Source organism: Anaerocolumna chitinilytica, assembly GCF_014218355.1.
Classification (GTDB): domain Bacteria; phylum Bacillota; class Clostridia; order Lachnospirales; family Lachnospiraceae; genus Anaerocolumna; species Anaerocolumna chitinilytica.
Window position 1 is genome coordinate 3,843,988 of record NZ_AP023368.1, and the last position, 24,943, is coordinate 3,868,930.

16 protein-coding genes are annotated in these 24,943 nt (G+C 40.3%); 2 read left to right on the plus strand and 14 right to left on the minus strand.

The genetic code is table 11. From position 1 onward, the window contains the following. Positions 1-2 precede the first annotated feature (2 nt). The 6 genes from bsdcttw_RS16760 to bsdcttw_RS16785 form a co-directional block, all read right to left on the minus strand. Positions 3-710, minus strand: coding sequence for a glycosyltransferase family 2 protein (locus bsdcttw_RS16760; protein WP_225903688.1), 708 nt, complete (start codon positions 708-710; stop codon positions 3-5). After that, on the minus strand, positions 703-1,797 hold the full coding sequence (gene glf, locus bsdcttw_RS16765) for a UDP-galactopyranose mutase (RefSeq protein WP_185255983.1): 1,095 nt from the start codon (positions 1,795-1,797) through the stop codon (positions 703-705). The genes bsdcttw_RS16760 and glf overlap by 8 nt, the downstream gene beginning before the upstream one ends. Positions 1,798-1,880: 83 nt before the next feature. Then, on the minus strand, positions 1,881-3,446 hold the full coding sequence (locus bsdcttw_RS16770; protein WP_185255984.1) for an AAA family ATPase: 1,566 nt from the start codon (positions 3,444-3,446) through the stop codon (positions 1,881-1,883). 106 nt (positions 3,447-3,552) lie between these two features. Beyond that, positions 3,553-5,595, minus strand: a complete 2,043-nt coding sequence (gene recG, locus bsdcttw_RS16775) for an ATP-dependent DNA helicase RecG (RefSeq protein ID WP_185255985.1) — start codon at positions 5,593-5,595, stop codon at positions 3,553-3,555. Between the two features lie 155 nt (positions 5,596-5,750). Further along, on the minus strand, positions 5,751-7,457 hold the full coding sequence (locus bsdcttw_RS16780; RefSeq protein ID WP_185255986.1) for a DAK2 domain-containing protein: 1,707 nt from the start codon (positions 7,455-7,457) through the stop codon (positions 5,751-5,753). A gap of 32 nt (positions 7,458-7,489) precedes the next feature. After that, positions 7,490-7,846, minus strand: coding sequence for an Asp23/Gls24 family envelope stress response protein (locus bsdcttw_RS16785; protein WP_185255987.1), 357 nt, complete (start codon positions 7,844-7,846; stop codon positions 7,490-7,492). A gap of 303 nt (positions 7,847-8,149) precedes the next feature. On the opposite strand from bsdcttw_RS16785, the gene bsdcttw_RS16790 reads away from it, so the two are divergent. Next, positions 8,150-8,287, plus strand: coding sequence for a hypothetical protein (locus bsdcttw_RS16790; RefSeq protein ID WP_185255988.1), 138 nt, complete (start codon positions 8,150-8,152; stop codon positions 8,285-8,287). 131 nt (positions 8,288-8,418) lie between these two features. On the opposite strand, the gene rpmB is transcribed toward bsdcttw_RS16790, so the two are convergent. The 7 genes from rpmB to bsdcttw_RS16825 all read right to left on the minus strand — a co-directional run bounded on the left by rpmB (position 8,419) and on the right by bsdcttw_RS16825 (position 21,090). Continuing rightward, positions 8,419-8,604: a 50S ribosomal protein L28 gene (rpmB, locus tag bsdcttw_RS16795; protein ID WP_033166847.1), complete on the minus strand. Its 186-nt coding sequence runs from the start codon at positions 8,602-8,604 to the stop codon at positions 8,419-8,421. 124 nt (positions 8,605-8,728) lie between these two features. After that, positions 8,729-11,932, minus strand: a complete 3,204-nt coding sequence (locus bsdcttw_RS16800; protein WP_185255989.1) for a family 43 glycosylhydrolase — start codon at positions 11,930-11,932, stop codon at positions 8,729-8,731. 61 nt (positions 11,933-11,993) lie between these two features. Beyond that, entirely contained in the window at positions 11,994-14,612 is a 2,619-nt protein-coding gene (locus tag bsdcttw_RS16805; protein ID WP_185255990.1) for a glycoside hydrolase family 3 C-terminal domain-containing protein, read from the minus strand. 93 nt (positions 14,613-14,705) lie between these two features. Continuing rightward, entirely contained in the window at positions 14,706-17,411 is a 2,706-nt protein-coding gene (locus tag bsdcttw_RS16810) for an alpha-mannosidase (protein WP_185255991.1), read from the minus strand. Positions 17,412-17,503: 92 nt separating this feature from the next. Beyond that, positions 17,504-19,030, minus strand: a complete 1,527-nt coding sequence (locus bsdcttw_RS16815) for a DUF3502 domain-containing protein (protein ID WP_185255992.1) — start codon at positions 19,028-19,030, stop codon at positions 17,504-17,506. Between the two features lie 74 nt (positions 19,031-19,104). Further along, positions 19,105-19,992 carry a carbohydrate ABC transporter permease gene (locus tag bsdcttw_RS16820; RefSeq protein WP_185255993.1) on the minus strand — a complete coding sequence of 296 codons (888 nt, stop codon included), beginning with the start codon at positions 19,990-19,992 and terminating at the stop codon, positions 19,105-19,107. A 126-nt stretch (positions 19,993-20,118) separates the two neighbouring features. Further along, the gene (locus bsdcttw_RS16825) at positions 20,119-21,090 is read right to left on the minus strand and encodes an ABC transporter permease (RefSeq protein WP_225903689.1); all 972 of its coding nucleotides are present in this window, start codon (positions 21,088-21,090) and stop codon (positions 20,119-20,121) included. A gap of 319 nt (positions 21,091-21,409) precedes the next feature. On the opposite strand from bsdcttw_RS16825, the gene bsdcttw_RS16830 reads away from it, so the two are divergent. Then, complete coding sequence (locus tag bsdcttw_RS16830; protein WP_225903690.1) at positions 21,410-22,594, plus strand: substrate-binding domain-containing protein; 1,185 nt, start codon at positions 21,410-21,412, stop codon at positions 22,592-22,594. Between the two features lie 93 nt (positions 22,595-22,687). On the opposite strand, the gene bsdcttw_RS16835 is transcribed toward bsdcttw_RS16830, so the two are convergent. Next, a complete protein-coding gene (locus bsdcttw_RS16835; RefSeq protein ID WP_185255996.1) occupies positions 22,688-24,808 on the minus strand; it encodes a glycoside hydrolase family 3 C-terminal domain-containing protein in 2,121 nt (706 codons plus the stop codon). Positions 24,809-24,943 lie beyond the last annotated feature (135 nt).

Consider the following 24,943-nt stretch of genomic DNA (forward strand, 5'->3'; position numbering starts at 1 on the left):
TATTAGCCAATATACCGGTTGATGGCCGAAAAGTCCTTCAGAGCCTGTTTGCCGATACGGAATATCTTCTTCATATTAATTGAATTTACTCCTCCCTGCCGTGGCCGGAAAGTAATAGGAATATACTTTACTTTTTTATGTTTTTTTGCATAGATAACAGATATTATAACATTGGAAAGGTTATAGTTCTCTGGTATCAATTTAATGTTATCCTTTAGGACTTTACTCTCCATCAGACGGAAAGGGGTATTGGCATCTCTGACAGACACATGGAACACCAGCTGGAGCACGAATTTTAAGGTCTTCGTTACAAAGACCCTGGAAAAACCATCCTGTCTGCCTTTCCTGTGACCGATTATCATATCATAATTTTTTCTGTTCTTCCAGAATTCCCAGAATTCTTCCGGGAGTGTCTGTCCGTCTGAATCTGTTTGAAATATATAATCAGCGCCTTCTTTTATCGCATAATTATATCCATAAAGGATGGTGGCGCCATGACCTCCGTTGGGTTTGGTAAGAGGTAGAAAAGCTTCTCTTCCTGCTGCTGCATCTTTCATAATCTGAAAAGTCTTATCCTTGCTGCCATCATCAATAATCACCAGACGGCTGCCGTTACCGACTTTTTCTACCACCTGATACCATTCATCAATTACACTTACGATAGTTTCCTCTTCATTATAAGCAGGAATTACAATATAGAGTTTATCCACGGAAGCCTCCTCTGAAGGCATTTAATGCACGCCTTACCACTCCATCCATGTTATAATAGCGATACTCTGCAAGTCTTCCAAGAAAGACCGTCTTTTCTTCCTTTTCCATCTCTGTCTGATAGAGCTTAAACTGCTGCTGGTATTCCTTCGTAGGAAAAGGATAATAAGGCTCTCCCTCTCCGGTAGGAAATTCCTTCAAGATAGTGGTCTTTGTATGCTCTTGTCCTGTAAGCTTCTTAAATTCTGTAATTCTAGTAAAATCATAATCATTTGGGTAATTTACAACGGGAGCTTCCTGGTATTCGTCTTTGGAATAGGTCTCAAACTGGAACTCTAAGCTTCTGTAAGCCATCTTTCCGTGTTTATAATCATAGAAATAATCTGTCGGGCCGGTATAGATGAGTTTATCATATTCCAAATCACCAATTATTTCTTTATAGTCTGTATTTAATAGGATCTTGATATTCTTATTGCGGATCATATTCTCGCACATCTTAGTATAGCCGTATTTTGGCATACCCTGATATTTGTCACTGAAATATCTGGTATCCCTGTTTGCTCTGATAGGAATTCTGGATATAACAGCCGTATCCAACTCAGCTGGGTCAACGCCCCATTGCTTTCTCGTATAATTCTCAAATATTTTTTTATAAATATCTTCTCCAACCTTACTTAAGGCCACATCCTTACTGGTACGCACTTCATCTACGGCTACGGCTTGTTTCTCTAGGAATTCCTCCACCTCAAAACAGCTCAAATTCAGGTTATACATTTTATTGATAGTCTCAACAGTAATAGGCATGGGAATCAGATTACCATCTACATAGGTTAAAACTCTGTGCCAAAAATGATACCAGGGAGTAAACTGGCTTAAATATTCATAAACTTCCTTATCATTGGTGTGAAAGATATGAGGGCCATAATTATGGATTAGGATACCGTCTTCATTATAAGAATCATAAACATTTCCACCGATATGACTTCTTTTCTCAATTACTAAAACCTCTTCATCAAGTACTTCTGCTATTCTTTCTGCGGCTGTCAGTCCTGCCAATCCGGCTCCTACTACGACGTATTTGTATTTCATACGCTTCTCCTTTATTCTACTGTTTTTTGATAAGCTTTTCTCTTCGTTTATCCTAATTCTTCATAATAATTCCGGTTTAAACTTTAATTCAGCTTATATATATCTTCCCTGCAAATCACGGATACCTGCTCCTTCGTCGGTTTATCGCAGGCCGCCAAACGATTTGCCTGGTTAATCAATATCTTTTCATAAATATTTCGTATACCTCTGGCATTACCAAATTCTTTTATCTTTATCCTATCCATATCCTCTAAAAAGCTCCTGATACTCGTAAGTGCCTCATCTTCCATGGTAAGTCCGGTCTTTTCTGCCATACTTATAAGGATATCCGTTAATTCTTTCACTGTATAATCCGGAAATTCTATAAAACGGTTGAATCTTGATATCAGTCCGGTATTGGACTTTAAGAAGCTCTTCATTTCCTCGTGATATCCGGCCACTATTACTACCAGATTGTCCCTGTTATCTTCCATCAGTTTAACCAGGGCATCAATTGCTTCCTTACCAAAATCACCGGGAAGATTATCTCCCGCAAGGGAATAAGCCTCATCGATAAAAAGTACACCTCCTAAGGCTTCTTCTACCACTTCTTTTACCTTAAGTGCCGTCTGGCCCACATAACCTGCCACCAGTCCGCTTCTGTCCGTCTCCACAAGATTTCCCTTGGATAAGATTCCAAGCTCTTTATAGATGGCTGCTACAAGTCTTGCTACTGTTGTCTTGCCAGTGCCGGGATTACCGGTATATACCATGTGGTATGATATATTCATAGCAGGCATACCGTATTCTTCTCTTATTTTCTTAACTTTAATCAAATTAATAAGGGAATTAATCTCTTCCTTTACCTGCTCAAGTCCTATTAGACCATCTAACTCCGCCAAAAGTTCCTTCAGCTTATCCTCTTCGGCTATAAAGTCTGCCTCGCAGGAAATTTCTTGACTATTCTCTTTTGCCGTTCCTATCTCTTTCTTCCTGTCCGCTATATGAGTATCTCCTGAATTAATACGTCCGTCAGTGAGTTTATCTTCTCGTGTCATTCTCTGTGAGGTCTTTAGAAAAAGAAAAGCCGAACCAAATTCTTCACTGTTAATCTTACGAAAGACTTCTCTTTCGCTCATATGATATATACAGGTATTATTGCTGTCATAAAAGACATTGACCTTTTTGTAAAAGGACATAAGATAAGAAGCACTTTCCCTATTCCTGGCCTGACAGAGGTCCGTAAGACTTAGAAGAATGTTAAACAGAGCATCCAGAAAATCTGCTCCCATACATTCCTTCTTCTCCCGGTCATAAAGATTGCATAGCTGAATAAGGATAGGCGGTGAATTAATCATTCTGCCCACAGCTTCCTTTACACTACTCTTAAGGTGACTGACATCATCTCCCTCTATACCAAGCATGTCCTTTTTTGTAATAGTCAGTATATATTTTATACTTTCTTCCAGTTGAAGTTTGCAGGATAAGCTAAGCGACACACATACAGCCTGAACATACAGGATAAGCATATCCTCTATATTTCTATGGAGGACACTTTGGGGGGTCTCCCAATAACCCTCTTCTAAAAGAACAGAGGACAGGCGGTTCAGTTTGTCAAAACTTTCATGTCCGATACGGTATAAGGTTTCTTTCGAATAGCAGCTTTGCATATGACCTCCCTCATGCTTTCTGAATCTGTCCAGGTAAATGCTAGAAATATTATACAATATACCAATTAAAATAAAAAGAGAAAAGTAACAGGCTTTGGTAAAATAATCATAAAGTCCCACCTTTAAATTCAATTATTTTCATTTTGAGCTCAGGTGATTTTAGGAATGCTTCTTCTAATTCTTCTTTTGATAATCTGGCAGCAGCTTCATTGGCTTCCATTAACACCTTGGCATCCTGATAAATATCACCCAGCTTGAATTCCATATCTCCGCTTTGTCTGATGCCAAACATATCTCCGGGCCCCCTAAGTTTTAGATCTTCTCCTGCAATGTAAAAACCATCGTTGGACTGATTCATTATTTCAAGTCGTTTTTTAATATCCTTCCCTTCTCTGCCACAGACTAATATGCAATAAGACTGGTGTTTTCCTCTTCCGACCCTTCCTCTTAACTGATGAAGCTGTGCCAATCCGAAACGCTCTGCATTCTCAATCATCATAACAGTGGCATTGGGAACATTAACACCAACTTCTACTACCGTAGTAGAAACTAATATCTGTATATCCCCTCTTGAGAAATGCTCCATGATATCATTCTTTTCCTGGGCTTTCATCTTACCGTGAAGATATTCCACTGCTGCATGTGGCAGCGCTTCTTTGATTTTTTCCGTGTACTCGATGACATTTTCTGCTTCGATAACTTCACTTTCTTCAACCATGGGGCAGATGATGTATGCCTGACGTCCCTCTTCTATCTGCTTACCAATAAAACGGTAGGCAGTACTTCGGTATCCGGTATTAACTACACAATTCTTTATAGGCAGTCTTCCCACCGGAAGTTCGTCCACCAGGGAGATATCAAGATCTCCATATAATATGATTGCAAGGGTTCTGGGTATCGGAGTTGCACTCATTACAAGAACATGGGGATGTTCCCCTTTACCCGATAGCATTTCCCTTTGTCTTACCCCAAAACGGTGCTGTTCATCGGTAACCACAAGGGCAAGCTTCTGATATTCCACCTTCTCCTGGATAAGAGCATGGGTACCAATTATAATCTGTACTTCCCCGTTCTTAATCTTCTCATAGACATCCCTTTTAGAAGCTGCCGTCATAGAGCCGGTAAGGAGTGCCGTTCTGATACCGTATTTAAGAAATTCATTATTTATTGTTTCAAAATGCTGTCTGGCAAGAACTTCTGTTGGAACCATAAGGGAACCCTGATATCCATTAACAGCTGCTAACAACAACGAAAGAGCCGCAAGGACAGTCTTACCGGAGCCTACATCTCCCTGTATCAGGCGGTTCATGGTATGTCCTGACTTTATATCCTTCTTTATCTCGTCCCAAGCTCTTTTTTGTGCTCCTGTTAATTGATAAGGTAGATTCTTCTCATAATCCAGGCATTCTTGCCTTTCCTCTAGCACAAAGTTATTTGTCCATTCCTTCTTACTTTCCTTTAAATAAGATAAAGCCAGAGTAAACTGGAAGAATTCATCAAAGATAAGTCTTCTTCTCGCCTCAGAAAGCAACTCCTTATCCTTTGGGAAATGCAGTTCCAGAAGAGCATTCTTACTGCTCATAAGTTTGTACTCTTTCAAAATACTCTTCGGCAGATACTCATTATTTAACTCCACTTCGTCAAGGGCTGTCCTGATTGCTTTCGTAAGGAGATTATTAGTAATTCCATCTGTTAAAGGATAAAGAGGCTGCAATATATTCATTTTTCTTTGATATTCTTCTCTGGTATAAATATCCGGCTGTTCAATTACCAGCACACCGTTCTTATACACGGCTTTTCCTCGGAAAATATAGTGATAGCCTGACATTAACCTATTCTTTAGAAAGGGCATATTAAACCAGCTAAGGACCAGGCTACCGCTGGCATCTTTCACCCTGATAGAAATAATTTTTAAGTTCCTTACCTGTTTTACAAGTGGGGAAGTGATAACAGACGCCTCAATCGCTGCTTTTTCTCCTTCCCTTATAGAAGAAATAGGAATCGGCGGCTCAAAAGCATCATACCCCCTTGGATAGTGTCGGATTAAATCCGATACGGTAAAGATGGCTAATTTATTCAAGGACTTTTCCGTTTTCTCACCGATACCCTTAATCTTCGTAACAGAATCTGTAATCCTTAGTTCCTTCATACTGTAACCATGCCCTTTCCATTGCGCCTTAAGTTGTACCGTGAATTTTGAAGACGCAAACTAAAAAAGGTCCTATCCACAGATAAGAAAGGAAAACTTTCTCATTCAGCTTCAAGAACCTTGTTTTTCTATTATGAATCAGAGGGTGAAGCGCCTTATTCTACTGACAGAACATAATAGTATATCGGCTGTCCGCCAAAATGTACTTCAACTTCCACTTCAGGGAATTCTTCTCTGACACGATCTGCTAAAGCTTCGGCAGTCTCCTCTGCTATTTCTTCACCGTAATATAAACTGATTAATTCAGAATTCTCATCTGTTAGGCTGCATACCAGCTCATAGGTTGTTTGTTCAATATCTGAGCCAACAGAAAGAATGGTCTTCTCATCCAGACCCATAATATTACCCTGCTTGATTTCCTTACCGTCTATATTCGTATCTCTAACCGCATAGGTAACCTGACCGCTCTTAACTTTCTTCATCTCAGCAGTCATACGTGCTTCGTTCTCTTCCGCTGTCTTGTCATGAACATAGTTAATAATAGCTGTAATTCCCTGAGGAACTGTCTTTGTAGGGATTACTATAATATTCTTATCCTGTGTAAGCTCTTTTGCCTGATTTGCGGCCAATACAATATTACTGTTATTTGGAAGGATAAAGATAGTATCTGCATTGACTTCCTCAATTGCATTTAACATATCCTCCGTGCTGGGGTTCATTGTCTGCCCTCCGGCTATGATATAATCAACACCCAGTCCTTTAAATATTTCATTTATGCCTTTACCAATGGAGACGGAGATAAAACCCACATCTTTTTTCGGTTTATCCTTCTGGCTTTCCTGCTCTTTGCTCTTTCTATCTTCCGACTGTTGCTTCGCAAGATTCTCAGCATCTTTTATCAGACGCTCATGATGTTCTTCCCTCATGTTATCAATCTTCATTCTGGAAAGTGAACCATAGGTTAAAGCTCTTTGAATGGCAAGTCCAGGGTCATTGGTATGTACATGAACCTTGACAATGTCATCATCTGATACTACTACCAGGGAATCTCCGATAGATTCCAGGTATGCCTTAAACTCAGCATCTGTCTTTTCGTTGTATTCCTTCTCCAGCATAATAATAAATTCAGTACAGTAACCGAACTTAATATTAGCGGTATCAATATTCTCTCTGTTGACTACAGTTTCAGATGACTGGCTTCCCTTTGCTGTAGTTCCTTCTACTGCCTTATCAAAATCAACCTCTTTGCCAAGAAGTGCATCAAAAGCACCTTTTACAATCTCAAGAAGACCCTGACCGCCGGAATCCACGACTCCAGCTTCTTTTAATACCGGAAGAAGCTCTGGTGTTTGGGCTAATACTTCCTCCATATGCTTTATTATTTCCTCACAGAAATAAACAAGATCCTTTGTCTCAGTGGCAAGCTCTGCAGCTTTTTCTGCACCGCCTCTTGCAACAGTAAGAATTGTTCCTTCCTTCGGCTTCATGACAGCCTTGTAAGCCGTTTCTACAGCTTTTTGAAAAGCGGCGGATAAAGCTATGGTATCAAGCTTCTGGTAATCCTTAATTTCCTTGCAAAATCCTCTTAAGAGCTGGGAAAGGATAACACCGGAATTACCTCTGGCACCTCTTAATGAACCACCGGATATCGCTTTTGAAAGCCCTTCCATGGTAGGATTCTCCATCTGGCTGACTTCACGAGCAGCGGACATAATGGTCAGTGTCATATTCGTACCTGTATCACCGTCGGGTACAGGGAAAACATTCAATTCATTAATATATTCTTTTTGGGATTCGATGCTTTTTGCTCCCGATAAAAACATCTTACGAAGCATTGCAGCATCTATAGTATTTATAACCACAAATCTATTCCTCCTTAACAGTAATTCTTCCGCTAGTCTATGACTCTTACGCCTTCGACAAAAATATTGATCTTAATGACTTCCATACCAGTAAATTCTTCTACCTTATACTTTACGTTACTGATTAAGTTCTCAGCAACGGCTGAGATGCTTACTCCGTAAGATACGATGATATGCAAATCAATGATTATCTTATTATCTTCCAGCAAAATATTAACACCATGCTTCAGACTTTCCCGCATTAGAAGTTTTACAAGACCATCTTTCATATTGACTGATGCCATGCCTACCACGCCAAAACACTCAACTGCTGATGAACCTGCGTATTTGGCCAGCACATCATTATCTATTGATACTTCACCGATATTTGTATTCATGTGTCCCTTCATAGGAATCCTCCATTCTATTTATATTAACTACCTAGGTTTCCATTCGTTTCTATTATAACCTTTTTTTATATAAAATGGAATACTAATTTTATTCGTAAGGCATTATGTATCCTTCTATTTATTATTCCATAAATTTTTTATTTATAATCCCTATTTTAATATAAAGAAAAAATTATCTGCATATATTGTGTGTAAGAGACTTTTTAACCATTTTTTCTCAATTCTTCATTTTCAAAACTGGATTTCCATGTATGCCAGAGCGTACAACAGTTTTTCAGCTGCTGATTAACGAAAGGGGTTACTATGAAAAGAATGATTGGTTTTATCCTTTTCTGGATAGCAATTGGTATGACTATTATGCTTTTCATTACCAATGGTATTCTTGCTGTATGTATTATTATCCTGCTGCTTGTCCTTGGATATAATTTATTTGCCTGCTAGCTGTTTTGCAGACCTGACGATAGACATAAAACAAGCCCGCTGTCTCCAGCAGGCTTCTTTTACTGATGCTTATGTATCTTTGCATAAAAAATCAGGACCACCGGTTTGCCGATGGTCTTGATTATAAAATATTATGCACGTTCCACTTTACCTGATCTAAGACATGAAGTACACACATAAGTTTTCTTTGCTGCACCGTTAACCAAAATCTTAACAGACTTCACATTTGCCTTCCACATCTTGTTTGATCTTCTATGAGAATGACTCACAGCATTTCCAAAGTGAGCACTTTTTTCACAAATTGCACATTTAGCCATTAAAAGCACCTCCCTAGGTATATTCTAAGTCTTTCGACCTGCAAACAAAACTATTATAGCAGAAGATATTTTATATTGCAAGAAAAATTTTATCAGGTCGTCCTATTAATAAAGCGTTATTTTATCAATAATCCAGCAATTCCACCTCAAGTTCGTCTACCAGAATCTTCCCCTTTGTATTTATGAGCCTTATTTTATTTGTCTTACCAGCCTTAAGTTTAACCGTAAAGAAGGTAACTCCAGCATTTTCCTGTAAGCCTCCGGTATATTTGGCATTTATTAGAGAGTGATTTATTCCATTTACCTCCAACTGAATTTTTGCCAGATTTTCTTGGGTAAAATAATGAATCTTAAGAGCTGCTCTCTGTCCTTTAACACCGTCTACCTGATTAAATTCTATAGATGCATCTTCTCCGTTCATAAGAACAATTGCTTTTCCCTGTTCTGTTACATTTATAACTGCATTCCCTGAAAGTACAGCATCTGCTGCTTTATAAATGTTCACTGTCCCAGATGAAATTCTATTATTATTTTTTTCTCTCATATTAGAAGTATCTTTTACTAATTTTTTAACTCCTTCTTTGGTTTGAATTACGGTTTTAATCGTTCCGTCCTCATTAAAATTCAGATAATCAATGCATACCGTCCTTAAATTCCCCTGTCCGGACAAGGACTGGTCATGGTAGAATAAATACCATTGTCCTTTATATTTTACAACGGAGCCATGGGTAGTATCACAACCGGTAGGTTCTAAAAATATACCTTTATATTCCCAAGGGCCAAGAGGATTCTTACTCATGGCATACCTCATCTGATTGGCCCCGTTATTATTGTCTGCATAAGTAAGATAATAAATTCCTTTTTCTTTAAACACCCAGGTCGCTTCGTGAAAGTCCTCAAGACCTTCCATATCCAGCATTTCTCCTTTTAATGACATCATATCGTCATTTAATTCTCCGCCCTGGCATCTTCCGCCACCGCCGTAGTAGATATAACTCCGGCCGTCCTCATCCACAAATACACAGGGATCTATCATGGCAAATCCACCCAGGCCTTCTATATAGCCCTGGTCTTTAAAATTAGCGGCAGGACTGTTACTGGTGGCTACACCAACTTTCCAGGTCTCGTTCCATTCACCGGTAGGATGAGGATAATAAAAATAATAGGTTCCGTTTTTAAAAGCACAGTCAGGAGCCCACATAAATCCACCCTCTGTTCTGCCCCAGGATACCTCCGCTGAACTTAAAATTTCCCCTTCATCCCTCCAGTTCACCATATCCTCGGAAGAAAAAACATGGTAATGATCCATAAGGTCACAGCCTCTTGGCGGGTCCATATCATGGGAAGAGTAGATATATATTCTGCCGTCTTCCCATACATGTGCGGAAGGATCTGCTGTAAAGATACTGGTAATAACGGGATTTGACGCATACTCTTTGCTGGCACTATCCTTGCTTCGTGTTAAATCCCTTTTTATTATTTCTCCATTTTTCATAAGTGTCCATTCTGTTTCATCAATTACACTCTTTACTTCCTCCCCCTCTTCAAGTTCCATTGGTTCTATCCCCCCAAACTCCCTGCAGCAGTCCTCCAGAAGATAAGAAAAAGCCGGTGAAGGTGTCCAGATAGCATCGGCCTTGCCGTCTAAATCAAGAGGAGCGGCAAAATAGATTCCCTTACCCTTACCTAAATTATACAAAAAAGCACAATAAGCTTCTCTGATAGTAACTGCTCCCTGTATATGTTCCTTATTCTTCATAATCGGTATTACGTCCTCGAAAAGCTTATTCCATGCAATCATAGAATGCTGGCGGGTTAGAGAAGCAAGCCTTTTCGTCCAGGGCAGAGGAAAGAGGGAATACTCACAGTGTCCCCATACTTCCTCGGAATCTTCCTTCATTCCAAATACCTTTTCAAATTCGTAGACAGGAGCATCCTCCCAGTCATGGGGATGGCAATTAGCCAGCAGTACACCGCCTTCTTTCACCCACTCTGCCACCTTTAAGAGAACTTCTTTTCTAGTTACAGCGGTATCAAGCATAATTAACACTTTACTATTCTTTAGTGCCCCATCCAGTATCATCTGCTCATCTGCTGCATTTACTTCATAACTTTTACGGATAGCACAGACAGAATCTCTGATACTCTCAGGAACCGGCGTTCCGTTAAGCAGTGCTTCATCCAAAGGCCAAAAGAAAGTTATACCTGCCGTGTTCTTCCTTTCCTCTATAAAACTGCCGTAGTTCTTTACCTTTTCTGCAACTTCGGCCATGGCTTCACCCTTTTGGTTCAGCAGATTCCCATAATAATGGAATACCTGACGATTCCCGTAAACAATACTGCCATACATTCTTACTGCAACTCCTGAAGGCAAGATGGGACCAACCGGCTCAAGTCCAAGATAGGCTCCATAAAATTCACAGGCACTGTACATATGTAATGTTAGATATAAATTCTCATAATAATTATTTCCTTCGTTGGTTAAGCGGATTCCACCCTGATGTTTCGCAGCAATCCTAGCTTGATCTGAAAAGGCGGAACCATGCTGTGGTTCTTCTACTCCGCCGGTACATAAATATACCGGTATCTGAGGGAAATATTTTCTGCAGGTCTCCATCCAGAAGTCTGCGTATTCCGTCATAGAGTTATGATACCAGAGAAGCAGGTCCATATAAGCAGTCCGGCTTGGCTGATGTGCTCTCAGAAAAGGTTTTATCTCTGAGAAACTTTGGTATTCTGTTCGCCAGGCTTTATTGAACGCTTGAATATCTGTATATTTTACCTTCATGGAATATTGAAGGTCTGCAATAGCATCCTCTCCTCCGCACCAAAAGCCTCTGTGAGTGTGATAATCCCCCGGCCAGTTTCCTACCACCGGAAAGATTGCCTCACCATAATCCCCGCAGATACCTGGCTGTACACTCTCAAGTACTTCCATAGGATTATAATGTTCCGCAAAGGCCTTCACGACGCGGGATATTTCTGTCCTGAACTTCTGATTCCAAACCGATTCAATAGGGTTATCCTTGTCGTGTTCCAAACATTTAAGCCCCATATGCTCTTCACTTTTTAGCCACCAGTCCGGAGCCGCATATTTCGGCCCCATCAGAAGAAAAGGTACAAATTTAAGCCCCGCTTCTTTAATAAGCCTCACCTGACCGTCATAGTGCTCCCACTGAAAACCAGAGCGCTTAAGGGGTTCGAATTCTCTCCAATATACATAAATCTGTACGGAGGTAAACCCATTTTCCTTTACAAAATTTAATCCCTTTCTTGCTTCTGCTTCTCCCTTCTCAAATGGAATTCCACAAACAACTATTTCACCCATAGGAACTTCTCCTCTCAAACCTCTGACATTGTAATTACATTAAACGCTGTTCTTCTATATTTTATTGAATGGATATTATCTGTGATAAGCGAATATCATCGCTGGAGCTTCCAGCCATGATACAAAAATCACCCGGCTCTGCTATCCAGTTATAATTCCTGTCCAAAAGCTTAAAGCTATCAAAATCAAGCTTCAGCTTAACAACTTTCTTTTCTCCAGACAGCAGCTTAATTCGCTTGAAGGCTTTTAACAGCTTATCGGGAGTTACAATTGTGCTTTGTAGGTCTTCCACGTATATTTGTACAACTTCTTCCGCTGTCCTTGTGCCAAGATTTGTGACCTCCAGTATGACTTCATACTCATACTTATTATCTCCTGCTTTGACCAATAAGTTCTCATACCGGAATTCACAGTAACTCAGTCCATGTCCAAAGGAGAAGAGCGGTTTCCTGCTGCCTTCCAGATATTCCGTACTTCCCCCTGGCAGCATGCTGTAATAACAGGGTACCTGACCCACATTCTTTGGAAAGGAGATAGGAAGTTTACCAGAAGGGCACTCATCTCCAAAAAGAATATCCGCTATGGCTTTTGCTCCCCTTTCCCCTCCAAACCAGGCAGTTAAAATAGCATCAATCTGAGTAGTCTCATAGCTTAAATCAACAGGCTTTCCATTCTCCAATACCAAAATGGTAGGTTTTTGCAGCTCACATACACGGCGTATCAGTTCTTTCTGCTTTCCATACAGACATAATTCACTGCGGTCCATTCCTTCACCGCTGGTTACTTTATCATCCCCGCATACCAAAATAACCACCTCGGATTTTCGGGCAGCCGCTAGAGCTCCTTCCAGGGAATTGTCATGAAAATCCATGCTTAAAGTAACATTATTTCCATTCACATCACAAAGGTATTCTATTAAAAGCTTGTGTTCTGCACCATTCATGAAGGTAAATTCACACTGAGGCAGCTTCTGTTTTCTTTCTCCAAAACTATCTATAACACAGTTATCATCAATATAAACTCTTACACTATCATCGGTTGTAAACACTAGCCTGCCGTGAATTTCATCCGCTTCTGTGAAATCCTTTGTATTAACTCTTAAAGTTCCGCTCATTCGAATGGAATACCCTTTAAATTCCAGGTCCCTGTGAGGCTTTGCAAGAATCCAGTTAAAATTAATACTGTTCATTCTGTCTGACCCTACCGGATTACCGGCGAAACTGCTGTTATTGTAGTAGGTAAGGGTAACTCCATCTACAAACCACTCCTTGGGCACAAGAGCAATATCCCTGTCCGATATGGAGCAGCCATCCTGCTGGTAAATAACTGTATCTTTTCCTACTTTTCTTCTACATGCTTCCGTAAGAGATTCCACCTGATACCCATAGGGTTCCGAGGAATAACTGCCGACACGCTGCTTTCCGGAACTGGGACCGATAAGAGCAATGGATGCAATATCTTTTTTTAGCGGCAGCAGATTATTCTTATTCTGCAGCATTACGATAGATTCTCTGGCAGCTTCATAACTAATCTGAAGGTGCTCCTCACATCGTACTACTTCTTTGTAACGAGTTTCCTCTGTGTAGGGATGTTCAAATAAACCTAGTTCGAATTTTACCTGCAGAATGCGAAGTACTGCTTCGTCAATGGTTTCCATGGATATTCTGCCTTCCTTCACCAATTCTACGAGGGTTTCTTCCCAGTATTGATTGGAAAAATCAAAGCCCTGTACATCAAGTCCGGCATTCACTGCCATACAGATACTATCCTTATTATCCGTCGTCATATGGTGAGAACCTTTCAAACGGCTTACCGCTCCAAAATCTGCTCTCACATATCCTTTTAAACCAAAACGTTCTTTTAAAATCTTTCTTAAGTAATAATCAGAGGCAATCACCGCCTCACCATCTATGCAATTATAAGAAGCCATGGCATTATAGGCACCGGCCTTTTTAATACCTGCTTCAAATACCGGAAGATAGGAGGTCTCAATCTCTCTGACGCCTGCCCTGGCAGGTGAACAATTAGTTCCTCCCTCCGGAATTCCATGAACGCAGTAATGCTTCGGTTCACAGATAACCTTATCGGGACGGCTGATATCTTCTCCCTGTTCCCCCGTAATGATAGCATAGGCCATTTCCGAAGAAAGATAGGTATCTTCTCCAAAGGTTTCTTCCACTCTTCCCCATCTGGGTTCTCTGGCAAGGTCAAGATTGGGAGCAAGTATCTCATGTATTCCAAGACTTCTGGTCTCTGCCGCAATGGCAGCACCTACCTTGTTTGTAAGTTCCGGATGAAAAGCTGCTCCTAGATTTATAGGCATGGGAAATATAGTGGCTCCGGGATAAGAAAGTCCATGAAGAGCTTCTCCCGTAAAAATGCAGGGAATCCCAAGCCGGGTTTCTTCCACCATAAACCGCTGCAGCTTATTTAATACTGCAGGTACGGAGTATACATCATGCACGAATCCCATTCCTTTTTTCCCAATACTCTTTTCAACTTTCTGCCAATCAAAATCCGAATTTTCATCCACCGAGCAAAAGTGTGCTTCATGCACTTTGGTTGCCAATTCCACACCTCGAATCATATCCATCTGGGCAGCTTTTTCTTCCAAGGTCATCCTGCTAAGTAAATCCTCTGCTCGTTGTCTGGGAGTAAGTGTGCTGTCTTTATATTTCATTTTTTCTCTCCTTCTCATTCCTAGTTATCTTTTATGTCCTCATACCAATTACCGCGCAATCCAGTTTTCTCCCGGACTGCGCGGTTCATGATTTTATATTTCTTCCATACCTATTGTTACGATTTCATAAGGTCTTACCTTGAGTTTGATAATTTCTTCCTCCCCCGTTAATTCCTCAAGATGCTCTTCCACTATATTGCTCTTATAATATTTGAATTTCTTTGATGCTCTAAACATTAAGTGTGAATCCCTTCCGGTGCCATTAAACCAGCGGATAATTGTATCTTCTCCGCCATTCTTCCTTTTCAATCCCGTAAGATATATTCCTTTGCCTTCCCATTCCAGATAGCTGTACTGAAGCGGCAGGCTGCCCTCCTGGACAGAAATCTGGCAAGTCAGCATCGGTACCTGAAATTGGTATGCCTCTGCTGCCGGATCACTTTCAATGTCAGTAACATTAAAAGGTATAATTTCAAATGAAGCGCTGCATTTTCTTTGAACCTGTGCGTCGGGAGTAAGAAATACACCCCAGTCCCCCAATTCCCCTACGGCACGTAGAAGGGTAAGCGCAATCGCGTTATTTTGCTCCGGCAGTATTTCATATTCATACAGACCGTTATTTGCTGCAAGGACGCCTGCCTTTTCATCTTTTATACCGGCAAAGCATTGCTGATGCTCACAGCCGCTTGGGTTCGTCCAGCCTTGGTAATGTTTGTTCGGCCTTTCAACTATTTCAAATACAGAATCAGCAAAATGGTAATCTGCTTCGATACCGGTAGGGATAATAACACGAAGTCTGTGGTCTTTCATCCGGTTATCGAATTCAGTCCGCACCTTTACTCCGCGTCCATGTTTCTCAAGGGACAAATAAGTTGTAATCTCCAAAGGCATAATTCTACTGTTTCGCTGTGCCCTTCTTATCTTAACATCTGCCATACTCTGTATCTCTTCCTGAAGTGTTTCTGTCGCAGCCTCAGGAATATTTATGATCTGAGTAACCTTATAACCTGCTCTGTAAGGTTCATCTTCTATCAGTTCTACTGTACAGCTATAGTCTTTGGATACAATCGCCTTATCACCATTAGGCTGACGATATATATATTCGTTGCCAATATCACCGGTATCCTCATAATAGCAGATATGCCCATATGATTTTCCGCTGGACTTCTCAAGAAGATCTATCGTACCATCTTCATTCAATGTAACCTTTAAATATTCGTTCTCCATGCCGTTAGGGATAACCAGAGTTTCCCGCTGTATAACCGGAGTTTTTTTAGAGACCAGCGTATAGACTTTATATCCCATAGCCGGAACTTTACAAGCTTCAAAACTAACCTTTACGCTTCTTGCCATATAGGGCTGCCGGAATTTATCCTCCGGCAGATCATAACCGAAGCGAACTCCCGCATCTTCCATTCGACAGGGTATTTCTATTCCATTATTGTCTACAAGCACAAACTGTTTTATTTTCAGTGCCTTCATGTCATCGTAGGCTTCATTAAGACTCTGGTCGTATTTTCTTTCTATATCAAGTATAACCGATATAACCGAATTCCGGCTCCAGCCTGTTGTGTTAAATACCATAAAAGGATAAGCTTCCTGGCCTTCCAATGCTATGGTATTAATATCAGAGCCTACGTGCCTCATACTTTCCTTTATCAATTCTTCTGCTACCTGCATACTTTTATAATAACGGCCTTCCATTTCCCTGTGGACCTCATCCAGGCTGCATCCACAGATACTATCATGAGGATGGTTCTGCATCAGTGTTTTCCACGCATACTTTAACACTGCATGAGGATAAGCCTTTCCGCTTTGTGCCGCAAAAACCGCTAAAGGTTCCGATAAATTCTGGAGAAGAACTTCATTCTCACGATTTAGCTGTTTGATATAATTTCTGGAGGAAGTGGTATTTACCAGAGTGGTCCAGCCATCCGTCATTTGACTGGTCAATTCTCCGGTTACCACTGACAGATTATTATCCTGCACTTCCTTAATACATTGAACATAATGCTCAAAATCAGAATGTACGAACTCATAATCCGGATATAAACGGTTTGCAGTAGCAATGGCTCTTTCCAGGTCCTTTTGTACCGGCTGGTGATCGCAGCCATTCATAAACAGCAAATGTTCTGTCGAAGCATAACGTATTACATCTTCCAGCCGATTATCCCAGAATACTTTTGCCTCCTCCTCTTCTGCAGGAATCTCGGCACCATTATTATACCAGTTGGCAAAAAGTACTCCTAATAGTCCGCTGCCATCCGGAGAATTCCACTGCATTTCAGAATAGAGTGACTCATAATCCCCGGTCTTCTCCACCAAATTATTAAAGCCTACCGGCTTTACTCCTCTGCCAAATACTACAGCTTCCATACCGGCCTGCTTTAACAGCTGAGGCATCTGCCCGGCATTGCCAAATGCATCCGGGAAATATCCAATCCTCGCTAAACCGCCGTATTCTTTTGCTTCTTCTATTCCAACAAGAAGATTTCTCACATTGGACTCACCGCTGGTCAGAAATTCATCTTGCAGGATATACCAAGGACCAATATGAAATTTGCCTTCTTTAATATTTTTCGTAATTAAGTCTTTCATTTCCGGTTTAATTTCCAGATAATCATCCAACACAATACACTGTCCATCCAGATGGAAGCTCTTAAATCCTTCCGAATGCTCAAACAACTCCAAACAATCATCAATAAGGTCAATTAACTTTAAGCGATGTTTTTCAAATGGCATATACCACTCTCTATCCCAATGGGAATGGGATATTATATGTACTGTTTTTTTTCTCATTGATCTACCCCTTATATCAAAAACTCCTGAAAGCCTGAGAAACTGAGGCGATTTTGCCAACGACTTTAAGCTTCCAGGAGTTTTCGGTTTTGTTATTTCTGTTTTGCTGCTAAAAATGCATCAATCTGTTTCTGGCATTCTGCAAGTATATCTTTTGTTCCTGCTGCATCTGCATCGCTGATTAATTTATTAACCGCTTTCCCGGCATCTCCGGCAAGACCTACTTCAATCAGTTTATTCGCATCAGCATAAATCTGATCTCTTTGTGCAACCTGTGTCTTAACATTTGTAACATCAAAATTGAAACCATTTAAAGGACTGTTTACATTCTGAGGAAGGGATGCTGCATAGTCAGCCTCTGCTTGCCAGAAACCTTCACCATAGGATGCATCCGGACGCATAAACTGCGGCTTCCAAAGTGCCCAACGTCCGCCCCAATCCATATAATTAGAACTTTCTGCATTCATACCCTCAGGATATACAGCTTCCTTACCGTTTAAATTATAGGTCTTTCCCTGAATACCGTATTGCACCATGTCATAGAGGGTTTGGTCTTTTTCCAGGAGATTTAAGAACATTAACGTTCTTTCAGGATTCTCGCTGGTTGCCGGTATTGCTACCAGGTTTGACAAAGGTGATCTGTTTGCATATAAACCATCAGGGTAAACTTCTGTGTAATCCCAACGTGCTCCTTCTTCCAGCCATGCTCTCTTCTGATTACTGAATTCATGAGTTCCCCATTTTGTAATCAGTTTGCCTTCATTGATATAAGTGTTGTGGTCTGTGGTATCCGTCAGAATATCCTTCCAGATGATTCCTTCCTTCTGCCACTTCTCAGCATATTTTGCTTTGTCCATATAAGATTGTGTAGATTCCATTGTTACCACTTTACAGGTTGGGTCGTTTAAATTGATGGCAAGACCATGACCAAGCTCCATCAAACCTTCCTGGGAACCGATTGTACCTGCATTTTCAATTATATATTTATCCGGATACGCTGTTTTTAACTGTTGTAAGAAGGCATCCACACCCTCCCAGTTTTTAAGGCTTGCTTTATCCACTGTTATGCCTGCTTTTTCAGTAAGATCCCCTCTCCACTGGAAGAAGGTTCTATTATTCATAGACATTGTCCAGGGAAGTGATACTACTTTTCCTTTCGATCTTGCCGCATCCAAAATACCTTTATCCTGATATATCTTATATAAATCAGGTGCATATTTCGGTAGCAGATCATCCAGTGCCATATAAGAATCATTGGCTATCATCTGATAATAACAAGTCCAGTCACTATCAAAGTTCATATCCCATGCATCCCCGGCAGCTGCCTTTACTAATAATTTCTGTGTAAAATCAGTACCTGCTATAAACTGCACATCGAATTTGGCATTTAACTTATCCTTGGTATACTCTGCTATTTTATCCCAAACCTCATCTGTAGCAGCCTTCTTATCTCCGTAGAAAATAAAGTGCAGCGTAACCGGTTTTAAATCAGAACTGCCTGACGTACTCCCCCCAGTTTCGCCCGTACTCTTTGTTTCTTTACTGCACCCGGCAAGCATTGAAACAATCAGTAACATGCACAATAAACATTGGAGCATCTTACTTTTTTGTTTTCTCATAACTCTTCTCTCCTTTTTTTAATTTATTACAGGAAGATGATTATCTTCCGTTGTAATCCTGTTAGTACAACCTCTTAACCCTTAACCGCTCCAACCATAATACCTTTGATAAAATATTTTTGAAGGAAAGGATACAGCAACAGAATTGGGCCGGTTGTAATAATTACCATTGCCATCTTTACCCCGTCACTGGGGACAGAAGCCAGCAAAGCCTGGGCTTCGGCAGATTTATTTCCCATGGTCTGCAAAAATTGAATATTTGCAACAATTGTACGCAGCAGCATCTGCAAAGGCTGTTTTTCTGAGCTGTCTATTAGCATAAGCCCCAGCCACCAGTCATTCCAAAAGCCCAATGCAGAAAACAAAACCACTGTTGCAATTACCGGTTTCGCCAAGGCTAAATAGATCTTTCTGAATATAATAAATTCACCTGCTCCGTCCAATTTAGCTGACTCCCACATCTCATCCGGAACGGAGGTGAAATAATTGCGGATAAGGAATATGTACCAGGCACTTACCAGACTCGGAACGATTAAGGCCCAGATATTATTCTTCAAGTGCAGATATTTGGTACAGACAATATACCAAGGTACCATACCGCCATTAAAGAGCATGGTCAGTAACACATACAAATTTATAAAACTTCGGAAACGCAGGGCTTTCCTGGATAGAACATATCCCATCATAGCATTTACGATCACGGAAACCGCTGTACCCACGATTGTCACAAACAGGGTTATTTTGTATCCGTTTAATATTGTGCTTTTATTGGCAAATAACATCTTATATGCTGCAAGGGTCGGATTTTTTGGTATTATACTAAAACCATAAGCCGCAGCCTCCGCATCTGTTGTCAGTGATCCTCCGATAACCATCAGAAAAGGATACAGACATGCAAGTGAGAATAGGATGACAAACAGATACACTAATACTTTGCCGATAGTCAGTTTACTTTTTTTCATATTTACACCCATTGCATATCACAGGCTAGCCTGCGATACTGCCACAAATAAATAGGAGCGAAAAATTTGTTTGCGGCATCCTTTCAAATAAAATTTTGGCGAATCCAAGTCCATATTTGGTATTCATTAAAATAATGCCGCATCTTTTTCATAACGCCTTGCCAGCTGGTTACAAACTACAACAAGAATAAAGGAGATGACGGACTGGAAGAAGCCTGTTGCAGAAGAGATAGCTATATCACCTGTCTGTCTAAGTGCTCTAAAGATATATGTATCCAAAACATCGGTAGTGCTATAGAGAGTTGGCATAGAACCGGTAATATTATAGAAGAGTCCAAAATCCGCGTTCATAATCTTACCCACTGCCAATAAGGTCATAACAATAATTGTCGGCCTCATTAAGGGAAGGCTGATATTTACAATCTGCTGCCATCTGGACGCTCCATCAAGCTGAGCTGCTTCATAATAGGAATCATCAATACCACTTAGGGTTGACAGATAAATTACCGCACTGTAACCTGCCCCTTTCCAGATATTAACTACAAGTAAAATGATAGGCCAATAGCTGGGGTGCATATAAAAAGCAACTTTTTCTCCACCCAGATTCGTTATGAGCTTATTCAAGGTTCCGTTATCATAGCTCAACAATCCGCTTACGAAAATACCTACCACTACAGTAGATATAAAATACGGAAGAAAGGTTAATGACTGTGTAAGCTTCTTAATATATTTATTAGCCAGCTCATTCAAAGAGAGTGCCAGCACCAATGCAAATACCGTCCCCACAATGATAAAAAGAAAATTCAAAAACAGTGTATTGCGAATAGCCTGCATAGCAGCCGCATTATTCTTAAATAAGATTTCGAAGTTCTTAAAAATGGGATGTACCCAGTCACTCCCCCATATACCCTTTCTAAAGTTATATTGTTTAAACGCAATAACCAGTCCCCCCATAGGCATATAGGCAAAAAGAAAGAGCAGTAACATTGCCGGCAATCCCATAACATAAAGCTGCCACCCATTCTTAATGTCCACAAATAACTTACGCCTTTTACTGATAGTTCCGTTTTTACGTGCATTTGATTTAAAATTACTCAAACCGCTTCCTCCTCGCTTTTGATATATCATATTATCTCATATGATGCATGATATGTCAATTGATTTTTTTATTTTTTTGTTTTTTATTATATATTTTGTATGTATTAACTTATTTTTATTTACTATTTTTATACTTAATTTAACTTTCATTCTCATTTCCTTGTATTATTTTGTGCTATTCATTGATATACCATATTTCATTTTTTCTATTTTTTTCTTATATGAATTATTTTTATAAATTTTTATCTAATGTTTGACAATATTGTAACTTTGATATACTATAATTATAGTTACTAAATCAAATTAGAAAAAAGGCGGTATGATGGATTCAACTATGAAAACCGAAACCACTCCCAGCAATATTACCCAAACAACTAAAAAAAATTTATACGAAATTATTATAGATGACATTTATTCCAGAATTCAAAAAGGCGACTTTTCCTACGATGAACCAATCTGCACAGAAAAACAGTTATCTCTGCAGTACAATGTAAGCCGTATAACTGCTAAAAGAGCCATTACAGATTTGGAACATCAAGGTATCCTTTACCGAAAAAGAGGTGTCGGAAGTTTTGTTGCACGGGATTCTGCCGTAAAAAGGCCAAATACACCTGCAGCCTCTCAGCCTTCCAATTCCTTTACCTTCCTGCTTCCTTTCGATGTTGCAAAAGGCGGTCTGATTGATACCGTGACTGAGATAAGTGCAAAACTGAATACTTTTGGATATTTTATAGGAATGTATATCACAGGCGATAACGCATCCAAAGAAAAATATACAATCCGGCAACTTCTGGAACAAAACACCGCCGGTATTGTCTATTATCCAAAAAGCAACAAAATTTATTTGGATTTATTAAATAATTTTGTTATAAACGGAAAACCGGTCATTATCATTGATAAAACTACGGATTGCTCTTACATCCACAATGTAGTATCCGATAACTTTGAAGGTGGTAAACTGCTCACCGAACATTTGATTTCCCTTGGTCATAAAAAAATCACCTTCTTATCAAATGCTTCTATCGATGAAACTTCTTCTGTCCGTGACCGTTTTGGCGGCTATATACATACTCTTCGCAAATATGGTATTTCGACGAACGCAGAGAATATTGTAAATGGGCTGGGGTTTTTAACAGAGTCCGCTGCTGTTTCACAAGCAAGCAATCCTCAGTTAAACGCAGTAATCAAAGGTTTATATGACAGCGGTGTTACCGCCATTGAAGCAGAAAATGACCAGGTTGCCTACTCTGTTATCTTATCTTGCAGGGAACTCGGTTTGAATGTACCCAAAGATATAAGCATATGCGGTTTTGACAATACCGCTTGGGCTCAGAAAACCGATATCGGTATTACTACAGTGAGCCAGGATTTTCCCGAGATTGGAAGGCAGGTAAGCCAGATTTTATTATCTTCCCTAAAAGACCCTTCCTATCCTCCCCAAAAAGTAATTGTTCCTGTAAAATTAATCCCCCGTGGTTCCACTCAACCGCCAAAGGGAATGTAATGAAATAATATTTTATAAAGTACATGTTAATAAGAGGGGTGCTTCCGATGATATCGAAGGCACCCCCTTTCCTCTTTTAATTAGCCTTATCCTTTAAAAAACAATCTTTTTGCATACAGGATGTTGTCCGGTCAGTTCAACGCTTCTTTCATCAGGCTGGCAAATACCAATATATACGAGATATTCTCCTTTGCAAAGAATGCTCTTGCCGCCTTCATCATAAACTTGAAAGGCCTCTTCCTTCAGTGTTATCTCTATCTTTTTCGATTCTCCCGGCAGTAGTTTTACTTTCTTCAATCCCTTTAACTGATGTATAGGCGCTGTCTTATAAGGTGCTTTTACATAGACCTGTATAGTTTCTGACCCAGGCATACTCCCTGTATTGGTGATTTTCACCTGAATCAGAGCATTTGCCTTTCCCTTATTCTTGATAAGTTCCACCTCTTCTAAAGAGAATTTCGTGTAGGAAAGTCCATAACCAAATGGATACAGTGCAGGCTTTTCCATATAACGGTATGTTCTATTTTTCATAGCATAATTAGTGAAGTCTGGCAGGTCCTCCAGAGAGCGATAAAAGGTTACCGGCAGCTTCCCTTCCGGTGTTTTTTCTCCAAACAAGATCTTTGCTATTGCAGCTCCTCCCTGTGCTCCCGGATACCATCCCTGTAGAACAGCCGGAATCCTCTCTTCATCTTTTCCCAAGCTAAGCGCGCTGCCAGATAACAACACAAGCACCACCGGCTTGCCGCTGTCACAGATAGTGCTTAATACCTGCTTTTGGATTCCCGGCAGATCAAGACTGGTTTTATCTCCGCTGGCATATTTGTTATTCCCATCCCCTTCTTCTCCCTCAATTCCTGCGTCCAGACCAAAACATGCAATAATAAGATCACTTTCCTCACATACTTCCTTCACCTCTGAAATGCGGTCATTGGTAAGGCCAAAGTCACTGACATGCTCCATATACAGATGGCAGCCTTCCGAATATCGGACAGTAACTTCTTCTCCCAGGTACTCCTGTATACCTTCCAGTAGGGTTATATATCTGGAGGCGGTACCTTCATAATTTCCCACCAAGGCATTGCGGCTATTGGCATTGGGTCCAATTACACCAACCGTTTTCAACTTCTTCTTATCAAGGGGCAGAATATTATTCTGATTCTTTAATAATACCAGCGTTTTTTCAGCAGCCTTCTGATTCAGCATTTTCATTGCTTTTGAGTCTACCAAACTGTAATTCAGAGAAGTATAGGGCATATCCTTCTCATTAAACAGTCCAAGTTTCATTCTTGTCATCAGCAGCCTTGTTACTGCTTCATTAAGGCGCTCTTCTTCTAACATTCCCTCTTTCACAGCTTTAATAAGATATAGAAACATCTTTCCGCAGTTTAAATCACAACCATTCTTCATAGCCATCGCAGCTGACTCCACCGGCCCGTCAGTCACCTTATGCCTTTCGTGAAAATCCTCTATTGCGCCGCAGTCCGATGTCACATGGCCGGCAAAATTCCATTCTCCCCTTAATATATCATTCAGCAGACGGTTACTGCCGCAGCATGGTTCACCATTGACACGGTTATATGCTCCCATCACCGCTTCTACATGTGCTTCTTCTACACAAGCCTGAAAAGCAGGCAGGTAAGTCTCCCTCAAATCCTGTTCGGAAATTTCTGCATTAAATTCATGCCGAAGATTTTCAGGACCGGAGTGTACCGCAAAATGTTTGGCGCAAGCAGCTGCCTTCATGAATTCGCCATTTCCTTGTATCCCTTCTATATACCTTACAGCTAACCTGGAGGTCAGATAAGGATCTTCACCAAAGGTCTCATGCCCCCTTCCCCATCTTGGATCACGGAATATATTGACATTCGGTGCCCAAAATGTCAGACCTTTGTAAATATCCCTATCATTATGTTTCTGCTGCATGTTGAATTTGGCGCGGCCTTCAGTAGATATTGCTTCTGCTACCTCATATATTAAGTCCTCATCAAAGGATGCAGCAAGTCCGATAGCCTGGGGAAAAACCGTAGCAACTCCGGCTCTGGCAACTCCATGAAGAGCTTCGTTCCACCAGTTATAAGCCTTCACTCCCAAATGGTCAATTGCTGGAGCTGTATGTAGAGTTTGAAACACTTTCTCTTCCAATGTCATCTGCTTTGTTAATTTTTCTGCCTTTTCTCTGAATTCATCTAGTCTTTCATAATACTTTTTCATCCCTTAACACCTCTTTTTTCTTTCTATTACAGTACATTTAATATATCAATATTTTTACAGTAAAGAAGAAACTGCTGCCCCACTAGTGTCTAGTTAGTTTTGCAACAGTTCCTTTACTATTACTATAACATGAAC

Excerpts from the sequence above, each read along its gene's own strand:
- bsdcttw_RS16805 (WP_185255990.1), bottom strand. The coding sequence starts at position 14,612 with ATGAAATATAAAGACAGCACACTTACTCCCAGACAACGAGCAGAGGAT.
- bsdcttw_RS16830 (WP_225903690.1), top strand. The coding sequence starts at position 21,410 with ATGATGGATTCAACTATGAAAACCGAAACCACTCCCAGCAATATTACC.
- bsdcttw_RS16835 (WP_185255996.1), bottom strand. The coding sequence starts at position 24,808 with ATGAAAAAGTATTATGAAAGACTAGATGAATTCAGAGAAAAGGCAGAA.
- bsdcttw_RS16820 (WP_185255993.1), bottom strand. The coding sequence starts at position 19,992 with ATGAAAAAAAGTAAACTGACTATCGGCAAAGTATTAGTGTATCTGTTT.
- bsdcttw_RS16770 (WP_185255984.1), bottom strand. The coding sequence starts at position 3,446 with ATGCAAAGCTGCTATTCGAAAGAAACCTTATACCGTATCGGACATGAA.
- recG (WP_185255985.1), bottom strand. The coding sequence starts at position 5,595 with ATGAAGGAACTAAGGATTACAGATTCTGTTACGAAGATTAAGGGTATC.
- bsdcttw_RS16785 (WP_185255987.1), bottom strand. The coding sequence starts at position 7,846 with ATGAAGGGACACATGAATACAAATATCGGTGAAGTATCAATAGATAAT.
- glf (WP_185255983.1), bottom strand. The coding sequence starts at position 1,797 with ATGAAATACAAATACGTCGTAGTAGGAGCCGGATTGGCAGGACTGACA.
- bsdcttw_RS16810 (WP_185255991.1), bottom strand. The coding sequence starts at position 17,411 with ATGAGAAAAAAAACAGTACATATAATATCCCATTCCCATTGGGATAGA.
- rpmB (WP_033166847.1), bottom strand. The coding sequence starts at position 8,604 with ATGGCTAAATGTGCAATTTGTGAAAAAAGTGCTCACTTTGGAAATGCT.
- bsdcttw_RS16800 (WP_185255989.1), bottom strand. The coding sequence starts at position 11,932 with ATGGGTGAAATAGTTGTTTGTGGAATTCCATTTGAGAAGGGAGAAGCA.
- bsdcttw_RS16790 (WP_185255988.1), top strand. The coding sequence starts at position 8,150 with ATGAAAAGAATGATTGGTTTTATCCTTTTCTGGATAGCAATTGGTATG.
- bsdcttw_RS16815 (WP_185255992.1), bottom strand. The coding sequence starts at position 19,030 with ATGAGAAAACAAAAAAGTAAGATGCTCCAATGTTTATTGTGCATGTTA.